Source organism: Bacillus sp. 7894-2 (genome assembly GCF_002272225.1).
Classification (GTDB): Bacteria; Bacillota; Bacilli; order Bacillales; family Cytobacillaceae; genus Cytobacillus.
Map to the genome: position 1 here is coordinate 1 of NZ_NPDG01000018.1, position 9,921 is coordinate 9,921.

Genomic DNA, 9,921 nt, shown 5'->3' on the forward strand with positions numbered 1-9,921 from the left:
AAAATAACTTGTATTGTTGATATGGCCAAGAGCATCAGTCTCGCAAAACCTTACTGTTACCTGCATTTCATGCATGATGACACCCCTTAACTCTTCACCTTATTGGATTGATATTCGTACCATCCCTTGCCAGTCTTTCTGCCTAATTCTCCTTTTTCCACCTTTTCAGCCACACAGTCAAACGGTTTATCGGCAGGATCTCCTGTCTCCCGATAGCGCTGATCCATTACATAATAGGCCACATCCAGTCCGGATAAATCCATGAGTTCAAATGGGCCGATAGGGTGATTCAAGGCTTTCCGGCAAATGATATCGATATCTTTATAGTCGGCTATCCCCTGTTCATACAGAGCCACTGCCTCTTTTTGGAGCGCACCAAGAATCCGGTTTGCGACGAAGCCGGAAATTTCTTTTTTCAAAAGGACGGCTGTTCTATTAATCTTTTCACAGACTTCCATCGCTATTTGTGCCGTTTCTTCAGACGTCTGTTCACTCATAACTACTTCCACGCAGTCCATCACAAGAGGCGGAAAGAAGAAATGCATGTTTACGACTTTTTCAGGCCGTTCAGTTTCACCGGCTATTAAACTATTAACGATTGTAGAGCTATTGGTTGCAAAAATGGCATGAGGAGGGGCGTACTCTTCCAGTTTTCTGAATACCTCTTTTTTCACATCAAGCTTTTCGGTTACGGCTTCAATGATTAAGTCGGAGCTTTGGACACTTTGCTGAACGCTGCTGGAGAAACGAAGCCTCCCGAAAGCAGCGGCTTTCGCATCTTCATCAAGCTTTCCCTTGGCAACCCATTTAGACATAATCATCTGCAGCTTAGCCTCGGCATCCTGCAATGCGGGTTCGCTCAGATCCTGAATAATCGTCTCATAGCCTCCCAGTGCACAAAGCATCCCAATCTGGTGGCCCATCTGCCCGGCACCTATAACGGTAATTTGCTTAACATCTTTTGCATTCATCGTTTAGCCTCCTTATACTGACCAGTTGGTATGTTACTGGTTAGAGAGGAGCATCCTCTCTTAATTACATTTCTATCCCCTTTAATATCATTTCCGTAAAGATCTCTGCCACTTCCCGGTCGGATATGCTTCCCTCCGGATTGAACCACTGATAGCTCCAGTTGGTGACGCCTAAGATGCCAAAGGCGATAATCGGAGAGTTGAGGTTTGCACGGAACTCTCCGTTCTGCTTGCCTTCTTCTATTAATTTTTCGATATTCAGTCTGAATTGGTCCCTTTTTGGAATGATTTCCGATAAGCTTGCTTCACTAAGGTTGCGCATTTCCCTGAAAAAGACTTTTGCGCTCGCTCCCTGGGTTTTGATATTGCCCAGCAGCATTTGAACAATCGACAGGAGTTTGTCTTTGCAGGATTTTGACTCTTCCCGAAGGATTTCCTGCTGATTGGCAAGCATGTCATCTATATAGCGAAGATGGATGTCCATCAGCAGTTGTTCTTTACTCGAGAAATAGTAATAAAAGGTGCCTTTCGTGACACTGAGGCTATCGACGATATCCTGAATCGATGTCTCGCTGAAACCTTTCTGATCAAATAGCCGGATGCTCTTTTCAGTAATTTTTTCTTTCAATGTCAGTCCCCGCTTCTGTTAGAAAATATCGACAGCATTATATCACAAAACGATTAACTCCGGACTTCATCCCTCAGAGCTCTTCGAAGGATTTTTCCGACATTGGTTTTTGGAAGCTCCTGGCGGAATTCTACGGCCGATGGAATTTTATAGGCAGCCAGGTTCTGCCTGCAGTATGAAATGATTTCTTCTTCAGTCGCCGTTTTACCGGCTTTCAGCACGACGAAAGCTTTAACTGTTTCACCCCGGTAAGGATCCGGGACGCCAATGACTACGGCCTCCTGGACAGCCGGATGCTCATAGAGCACTTCCTCAATATCGCGCGGATAAATATTATATCCGCTGGCAATAATCAGATCTTTTTTGCGATCGACAATGTATAGAAAGCCATCTTCGTCCATTCTCGCAATATCACCGGTGTAGAGCCACCCATCCCTTAATGTAACGGCCGTCTCCTCAGGCATATTCCAATAGCCTTTCATAATCTGGGGACCCTTGATAATGACCTCACCCAGTTCTCCATTCGGGACCTCTTCAGTACCTGCTGCCAGATCGACTACTTTATAATCAGTTGAAGGAAAGCCGATCCCAACGCTTCCAGGCTTTCTTTCTGAAAAAGGCGGATTGCAGTGTGTTACCGGGGAAGCTTCTGATAATCCATAGCCTTCGAGAATTTGTGCCCCCGTCTTTTTTTCAAAATCGCGCAGAAGTTCGACAGGCATAGGCGCGCTTCCGCTATTGCAGGTTTCAATGCTGTCAATGCCATATTCCTCTGCATGCGGATGATTGGTGATGGCCACATACATGGTTGGAACACCAGGAAATACAGATGGCTGCTCATTTTTAATTGTATTTAACACTTCCTCCACATCAAAGCGCGGCAATAAAATCGATTCATTGGCCGTATAAATGGCAAAGTTCATACAGGCAGTCATGCCAAAAACATGGAACAGCGGAATGACGGTTAGGAATTTTTCTCCGCCTATTTCCGTTCTTTCTTTAAAAAACTCATAGGACTGCACCACATTTGCGAGAACATTGGAATGTGTCAGCATGGCTCCTTTTGACCGTCCGGTTGTACCGCCTGTATACTGGAGGACGGCAATATCCTGCTGGGGCTCAATGTTGACAGGGGTATATTGTCCTCTGCCTTCCTGTAAAAAGCCTTCGAATGTTTTGTCAGGTGAAAAATCGGCTTCTGTTGGCTGCAGACTGACAATGACTATATTTCTAACCTTCGTTCTGTCTTGAACACCCTTAACCCTGGGATACAGGGCATCAAAAACGACAAGAGTTTCAGCACCAGAGTCATTCATGATATGCTCGATCTCGCGCTCAACCAGCATCGGGTTTACTTGAGTAACAATCGCGCCTGCTGCAAGTATTCCATAATAAGCAATCACATATTGCGGGCAATTGGGCAGCATAATGGCAACACGGTCGCCTTTTTGTATACCATTTTTCTGCAGGGATGCGGCAAATCCATAGACGGCTTTTTGAAGTTCCGCGTAATTCATCTTTTGTCCATAAAAAGATAGTGCCATATTCTGCGGATACATCGCTGTCACTTCCTGAAGCATCTCAGGCATCGACTTACTTGGGATGGTTACTTCAGCTGCAATGGTTTCTGGATAGTGTGCATGCCAGGTTTTTTTATCGCTCATTTGAAATCCCTCCATCATAATTTGCCGTTTTACATTGCATGTGTGCCGCCATCGACGATTAAGACGTCTCCGGTCACATAATTTGAAGCATTAGAAGCAAGAAACAATGCGGCGCCTTTCAAATCATCATCAGAGCCGAAGCGTCTGAGCGGTGTTGCATCCAGAATGGGGTTTCGTCCCTGCTCCATAATCGCCGATGACATTTTAGTAGGGAAAAAACCTGGTGCAATGGCATTCACATTGATGCCATACCTGCCCCATTTGACAGCCAGGTCCTTTGTCATCGTAATGACAGCCCCTTTGCTGGTGTTATAGCCGATTGTATCCATCACCCTGGGGTCCGTGCCTCCAAGTCCGGCAACTGAGGCAATATTAATGATTTTTCCTGATCCCTGTCCGATCATGACCTTGCCTGCAGCCTGACTCATTAAAAACGTCCCTGTCACATTTACATTGATGACTTTTTGCCATGCTTCAAGCGGCATCTCCTCAGCGGGAGCTCCCCAGGTAGCACCGCTGTTGTTGACAAGAATATCGATAGTTCCAAATTCCTGAACCGTTTCTTCAACCACTTTCCGAACATCCTCCTGTTTGCTGATGTCACAGACAAGGGCTAATGTTTTCACACCAAGTGCTGCAAGGCGGTCAGCGGTTTCCTGACATGCCTCCACCTTTCTTGAACAAAGCACGACATTTGCACCTGCCTCGGCTAATCCTTCGGCAATCTGGGCACCCAGCCCTCGCCCTCCGCCGGTTATGAGTGCAGTCTTTCCGGTTAGGTCAAATAGCTCCATTACCTTCATGATTTTTCAGCTCCTATTGGTATTTTTTCAATTCAAGCTTAGCAATTTGTGCCCGGTGGACTTCATCAGGCCCGTCTGCCAATCTCAGTGTTCTGGCATTTGCCCACAATGCGGCAAGCGGAACATCCTCACTCACTCCTGCTGCTCCAAACGCCTGGATTGCCCGGTCAATCACCTTAAGGGCCATGGATGGCGCCACAACCTTGATCATAGCAATCTCGGTTTTTGCCACTTTGTTGCCGGCTGTATCCATCATATGTGCCGCTTTAAGCGTTAATAGTCTTGCCTGCTCAATTTCAATCCGGGAATCGGCTATCCATTCACGGATGACACCCTGTCTTGCGAGCATTTGGCCAAAAGCAGTTCGGTTTTGTACACGCTTACATAATTCCTCAAGAGCGCGCTCTGCTGCCCCGATCAGCCTCATGCAATGATGGATGCGCCCTGGACCAAGCCTGCCCTGTGCAATGGCGAACCCTTTCCCTTCACCCCAAATGATATTTTCAGCAGGAACTCTGACATTGTCGTATGTAATTTCAGCATGGCCATGGGGAGCGTGATCATAGCCAAACACCGGAAGCATCCTCTCTATTTTTACTCCAGGGGTATCCATCGGCACGAGAATCATCGATTGCTGTTCATGACGGCTTGCGTCCGGATCGGTTTTTCCCATAACGATCGCTATCCGGCACCTCGGATCTCCCGCACCTGAGGACCACCACTTCCGTCCATTGATGACATACTCCGAACCTTGTTTTTCAATCCGCGTTTCAATATTTGTGGCATCAGAGGAGGCCACATCCGGCTCTGTCATCGAAAAGCAGGATCGGATGTCCCCTTCTAAAAGCGGCTTTAACCACTCATTCTTCTGCCGATCGGTGCCATATCTTGCAAGCACCTCCATGTTGCCGGTATCAGGTGCATTACAGTTAAAGATTTCCGGTGCAATCATTGAGCGCCCCATAATCTCACATAGCGGGGCATATTCCACGTTCGTGAGTCCTGCGCCATACTCGCTCTCCGGTAAAAATAAGTTCCATAATCCAGCAGCTTTCGCCTTGCGTTTCAGCTCTTCCATAATCGGCGGAATAGCACTCCATCGATTTTCCTGTTCATTCAATTGCTGTTCATATAAAGCTTCGTTTGGATAAACGTTTTCTTCCATAAACACATTTAATTCCCCTATGAGCTCCTGAACTTTTGGTGAGTATGAGAAATCCAAATTCCTGTCCCTCCTCTACTAACTGACCGGTCAGTATGTTACAAGTTTAGTATAAACAATATCGAAAAATAATCAACTTGTTTTCAGAAAATTTATTTTTTTGCTATTCCATTGCCACATCCTAAGCACTGTTTTTATAGAGAAAGAAAATAGGGAATTTTTGCTAGTTACCTATTATTCTATTTCGCTCCCCGAATCATCTTAGAACTATGCACCTATAATTAATTCTTTTTAAGGAAATTCAACTTTAAACTCCTCAATTTATACTATTCTAAATTTTTTGACACCTAAAACACTCTTACTCTATTATTGATTTGAAATTAAAAGAGGAGGAACTTAGCCAATGAAAAAATCAATTAAGAAACGTACTATTCCGGTGATTCTGTCTGTTGCCTTGCTGGCTGCACCCGCCGTACAGGCTGAAACCCCCTACTACGGGAAATCATACAGCCAGCCTGAACAAATCAGACACCTTTTTCCAGCCATTGAGGTAAAGGACAATACTCCTGCCTTTTCAAGGGAAGGTGAAGCAGCATTTACTTCTCAAGAAGAAATGATGTCTTACATAAAACAGCTCGAAGCCAAAAGTCCTTACCTCACTGTGAAAACAATCGGAACTTCTCAGGAAGGCCGTGACATACCAGCCCTTTATTTCACAAAGGACAAGCAGATCAGATCAGGTTATTTATCAAAAAAGCCGATTGTATGGGTTCAGAGCCAGATCCATGGAAACGAACCTGCCAGCGGTGAATCCATCCTGGCCCTGGCTAATAGGCTTACAGGTGATTTAGGCAAAGAGTTGCTGGATGATATCAATATTATCGTGATTCCAAGGGTAAATCCTGATGGCTCCTTTGATTTTAAGCGACAGCTTGCCAACGGCCTTGACGGTAACCGCGATCACATCAAACTTGAATCACCTGAGGTCCAGGCCATTCATAAGGAATTCAATAAGTATTCACCTGAAGTTGTGATTGATGCTCATGAATATTCCGTTTACAGCAGCGCATTTAATCAAGTTGGAGAACAGGGCGCTTTGAAGTACCACGATATTCTGATCCAGTCAGGTCGAAACCTCAATATCCCGGAAAAAATCCGTCAGGCATCTGACAGTTTATTTGTCGGACCAACCATGGAAGAGCTTGAGAATAATGGCATATCCGCGGAAATTTACTATACTGCCGGCCTGGATGACCAGGGTGAAATTGAAATTATCGAGGGCTCCACTGAACCAAGAATTGGCCGGAATGCATTTGGACTTCAGCCTGCATTCTCCTTTCTTGTAGAAAGCAGAGGAATTGGCATTGGACGTGAGGATTTTAAGCGCAGAGTGAATGCCCAAATTGCCACCCATGAGAGCATTCTTAAGCAAACAGCCAGTCATGCAAGACAAATTAAAAATCTGGTAGCATTTGAAAGACTAAACCTGATCAAAAAAGGCTTACTGCCAAATGACAACGACCCAATCATCATTGACAGCGAAAACAAAGAACTGGAGAATGAAACTCTTGAAATGGTAGACATCGCAACGGGCACTGTTCAGGATATTCCTGTTAAATACTTAAGTGCTACAGATGCTGAACCAACATTGGTAAGAGACAGACCAACTGCCTATTTGATTAAACCTGGTCATGAGGATGTTGCGGAAAAATTAAAAACTCAAGGTTTAAAAGGCTTTAAGCTTCCGAGAAATGTAAGCCTTCCAGCTGAAGCCTTTACAGTTACCTCTAAGGAAAATTCAGGTAGTTATGAAGGCAGGGATCTTGCAGAAGTTGAAACAGAGCTGACTAAGAAGGACATTACCTTCCCGAAAGGAACTTATGTATTTCTGACCGCTCAGCCTCAATCCAATCTGCTTTCCCTGTCGCTTGAGCCTGAATCTGTAGACAGTTATACCACCTTTGGCTATGTTCCTTCGGAAGTTGGGCAGGAATTGCCGATTTACCGTTTCACCATTGATCCTAAGAAATCAAATATGAAACCGTTTATGAAATAAAGAATAAGGAGGCTGACTCAAGGTGTCAGCCTCCTTATTCATTTACAGCCCGTGCGCGTACTTTTTCCTTTATTAACCCAGCGCCCATCAGTCCCATCAATGAAAAGATGACCGGTATAATAAATCCATACTGGTAGCCTGCTTCAAATGTATCTAAAACCTTTCCGAAGATAAATGGCAGCAGAACTGCGCTCAGAAATCCGCCGGTGTTGGCAAATCCTGAAACGACACCTACGTCCCGAATGTCAAATGATTTTCTGACAATAGCGAACGTCAGCGTACTTGCTCCATTTCCATAGCCCATGATCAGGAAAAGGACAATCAGGAGCGGATATGGAGGCTTACCCTGAAATAACAGAAAAGTTGCCCATCCAAGGACGGCGATGGAGTGGGCAAAAAGGTAAGGACGTTTGATGCTGCCCATCCGGCCTGATATAAAACTCATTAACGGAGCACCAATGATGGCACCAAACAATCCGATCATGACAAGCTGGCTGGAATCCTTACGGCTCAGATCATACATATCCATGCCATACGGAACAGCCCACGAGCCGATGAAACCTACATAAGTGCCGACCAGGCCGAAATGACAGAAGAACGTGGCCCATGCCTGGCGGTCAGAAAAAATTCTTTTTAATATGCTTGCTGTTTTTTCTTTTGGCTCTTTCTTACCTTTCGTTTTTTTAGGCTCTATGCCCAATCGCGAAGGCTGCCAGATTAAAATGATATACAGCAATACGGCAAGAAGAGTCAAAATAATGCCTACGGCCAAAAACGGGATGCGCCAGCCCCATATGGAAATCCAAATGGAAAATGGGACAGTCGCGAGCAAAAATCCAAAGCTGCCGGACATGCCCGCAAAGCCTAGCAGCTTCACGAATTCATTTACCTTAAACCATCTGCCTAAAATGATGACAACATTAATCCAGATCGTTGCATCACCTATTCCAACCAGCATTCTTGCTGCAAAAAGAATGTATTCATTCGCGGCGAAGCTAAATAATAGCGTCCCTATTCCATTCAGAAGTGTTCCGGCGATTAAAAATACATTAGGGCCGAAACGGTCGGATAATATTCCAATGGGAACCTGCAGGCTGGCATAGGCAAAAAATTGGATGCTCGTCAGAAGCCCAATTGCCGCAGCTGTCACGCCGAATTCCTTCATTAATTGATCTGTAATTAAACCAGGGGCTGTCCTTTGGCTCACGATCAAAAAGTATGCAAATAAAACCGCGCCAAAGACAAGCCACCTGTATTTGCTGTTATGTTTCTCCACTGCTCTCTGCTCCTACTTTTTTAGTGAATACCCACCATTATACCCTAAAAAAAGGCAGCTGTCCTCCACTGCGTTAAAGCAGTGGACTGACAGATGCCTTTGGCCTTGTTATTCTTTCACAAAATCCTTCGTGCTTCTTACTGTATCAATTGGACGGACAAAGCTTTCGATTTGCTCCCTTTTCGGCTCAAGGAATGGAGGCAGTGACAGCTTTTCCCCAAGTGTTTCATAAGGCTCGTCACCCATGAAACCAGGTCCATCCGTTGCGAATTCAAATAAAATCTGCGGAGCAACACGGGAATATAAAGAACCGAAGAAGAAGCGGTCGACAAAACCTGAAGTCTGGAAACCAAAGCCTCTCAAATGCTGATCCCATTCCTCGAGAACCGATTTATCTTCGACGCGGAATGCAGCATGATGAACGGTTCCGTAGCCCTGGCGCGCCTGCGGAAGAGATGGATTAAATTCCACAACCACCTGTGCCCCATTTCCGCCTTCACCAACTTCAAACAAATGGAAATCTCCTTCTTGAGCGATTTCCTTAAAGTGCAGCACTTTTTCCATCATTTCTTTAAAATAATCAAATTGAGCAACCCTTACAAAAAGCGGCCCCAGACCGGTGATCGCGTACTCCAGCGGGATTGGCCCTTTCTGCCATGGTGTTCCTGATGGTACTCCTTTATTGGCTTTATCCGAGATCAATTGGTATTTTTGATCATCGAAATCTGTGAATGACAGAGTTTTCTTGCCGAACTGCTCCTGAATGCCGGAATGTGGAACCTCTAAGCGGTCAAATCGCTTTACCCAATAATCGAGCGCTTCATCTGTCGGAACCCGGAATGACGTTTTCGATATTTCATCTGTTCCGTGAGAGCCCTTCGGAATACCGGGAAAATCAAAAAATGTCATATCCGTTCCCGGACTTCCTGTATCATCTGCAAAAAATAAGTGATAGGTTTGAATGTCATCCTGATTGACGGTCTTCTTTACTAAACGCATGCCTAATGTATATGTGAAAAACTCATAATTTTTTTCCGCACTACTGGTGATGGCTGTAACATGGTGAATACCTTTTAATTGATTCAAGTGTACTTCCTCCCCTTTGTTATCTATCTTAAAATAAAATATCTTTAATTCGAGATAATTTTACTTTATCACGGCATATTGCTGGTGTCAATATTACCCGGGGTCCTAGAAAAAGGATTTAATAATGTCTTCCTCATGATTGCATTCCTTGCAGATGTACTCGATTTCCAGCGCATCCTCCCTGGCGATATGGACCGTTTCTTTTCCGCAGACTTCGCAATATCTCTTTTCCGTAACTTCCTTCATTTATTCCAACTCCTGTTCATATGTCGTTT

At 44.9% G+C, this 9,921-nt stretch carries 9 protein-coding genes; 1 reads left to right on the forward strand and 8 read right to left on the reverse strand.

Annotated features, from left to right (window positions below):
• Positions 1 to 86: 86 nt before the first annotated feature.
• The 5 genes from CHI10_RS03800 to CHI10_RS03820 form a co-directional block, all read right to left on the reverse strand.
• On the reverse strand, positions 87 to 971 hold the full coding sequence (locus tag CHI10_RS03800; RefSeq protein WP_095243006.1) for a 3-hydroxyacyl-CoA dehydrogenase family protein: 885 nt from the start codon (positions 969 to 971) through the stop codon (positions 87 to 89).
• Positions 972 to 1,035: 64 nt separating this feature from the next.
• The gene (locus CHI10_RS03805; RefSeq protein ID WP_095243007.1) at positions 1,036 to 1,599 is read right to left on the reverse strand and encodes a TetR/AcrR family transcriptional regulator; all 564 of its coding nucleotides are present in this window, start codon (positions 1,597 to 1,599) and stop codon (positions 1,036 to 1,038) included.
• Between the two features lie 53 nt (positions 1,600 to 1,652).
• The gene (locus tag CHI10_RS03810) at positions 1,653 to 3,263 is read right to left on the reverse strand and encodes a long-chain-fatty-acid--CoA ligase (protein ID WP_095243008.1); all 1,611 of its coding nucleotides are present in this window, start codon (positions 3,261 to 3,263) and stop codon (positions 1,653 to 1,655) included.
• Between the two features lie 29 nt (positions 3,264 to 3,292).
• Positions 3,293 to 4,066 (reverse strand): SDR family oxidoreductase, encoded by a 774-nt coding sequence (locus CHI10_RS03815; protein WP_095243009.1) that lies wholly within the window; start codon positions 4,064 to 4,066, stop codon positions 3,293 to 3,295.
• 13 nt (positions 4,067 to 4,079) lie between these two features.
• A complete protein-coding gene (locus CHI10_RS03820; protein WP_095243010.1) occupies positions 4,080 to 5,288 on the reverse strand; it encodes an acyl-CoA dehydrogenase in 1,209 nt (402 codons plus the stop codon).
• A gap of 343 nt (positions 5,289 to 5,631) precedes the next feature.
• Between CHI10_RS03820 and CHI10_RS03825 the strand changes: the two genes are divergently transcribed.
• Entirely contained in the window at positions 5,632 to 7,284 is a 1,653-nt protein-coding gene (locus CHI10_RS03825) for a M14 family metallopeptidase (RefSeq protein ID WP_095243011.1), read from the forward strand.
• Positions 7,285 to 7,318: 34 nt separating this feature from the next.
• On the opposite strand, the gene CHI10_RS03830 is transcribed toward CHI10_RS03825, so the two are convergent.
• The 3 genes from CHI10_RS03830 to CHI10_RS22220 form a co-directional block, all read right to left on the reverse strand.
• Positions 7,319 to 8,560 (reverse strand): MFS transporter, encoded by a 1,242-nt coding sequence (locus CHI10_RS03830; RefSeq protein WP_095243012.1) that lies wholly within the window; start codon positions 8,558 to 8,560, stop codon positions 7,319 to 7,321.
• Positions 8,561 to 8,668: 108 nt separating this feature from the next.
• Positions 8,669 to 9,646, reverse strand: a complete 978-nt coding sequence (locus CHI10_RS03835) for a ring-cleaving dioxygenase (RefSeq protein ID WP_095243013.1) — start codon at positions 9,644 to 9,646, stop codon at positions 8,669 to 8,671.
• 105 nt (positions 9,647 to 9,751) lie between these two features.
• The gene (locus CHI10_RS22220; RefSeq protein WP_175609081.1) at positions 9,752 to 9,892 is read right to left on the reverse strand and encodes a hypothetical protein; all 141 of its coding nucleotides are present in this window, start codon (positions 9,890 to 9,892) and stop codon (positions 9,752 to 9,754) included.
• Between the last annotated feature and the right edge of the window lie 29 nt (positions 9,893 to 9,921).

What these genes read in the sequence shown, in the direction of transcription:
- CHI10_RS03810 (WP_095243008.1), bottom strand. Translation starts at nt 3,263, where the DNA reads ATGAGCGATAAAAAAACCTGGCATGCACACTATCCAGAAACCATTGCA.
- CHI10_RS03800 (WP_095243006.1), bottom strand. Translation starts at nt 971, where the DNA reads ATGAATGCAAAAGATGTTAAGCAAATTACCGTTATAGGTGCCGGGCAG.
- CHI10_RS03815 (WP_095243009.1), bottom strand. Translation starts at nt 4,066, where the DNA reads ATGAAGGTAATGGAGCTATTTGACCTAACCGGAAAGACTGCACTCATA.
- CHI10_RS22220 (WP_175609081.1), bottom strand. Translation starts at nt 9,892, where the DNA reads ATGAAGGAAGTTACGGAAAAGAGATATTGCGAAGTCTGCGGAAAAGAA.
- CHI10_RS03825 (WP_095243011.1), top strand. Translation starts at nt 5,632, where the DNA reads ATGAAAAAATCAATTAAGAAACGTACTATTCCGGTGATTCTGTCTGTT.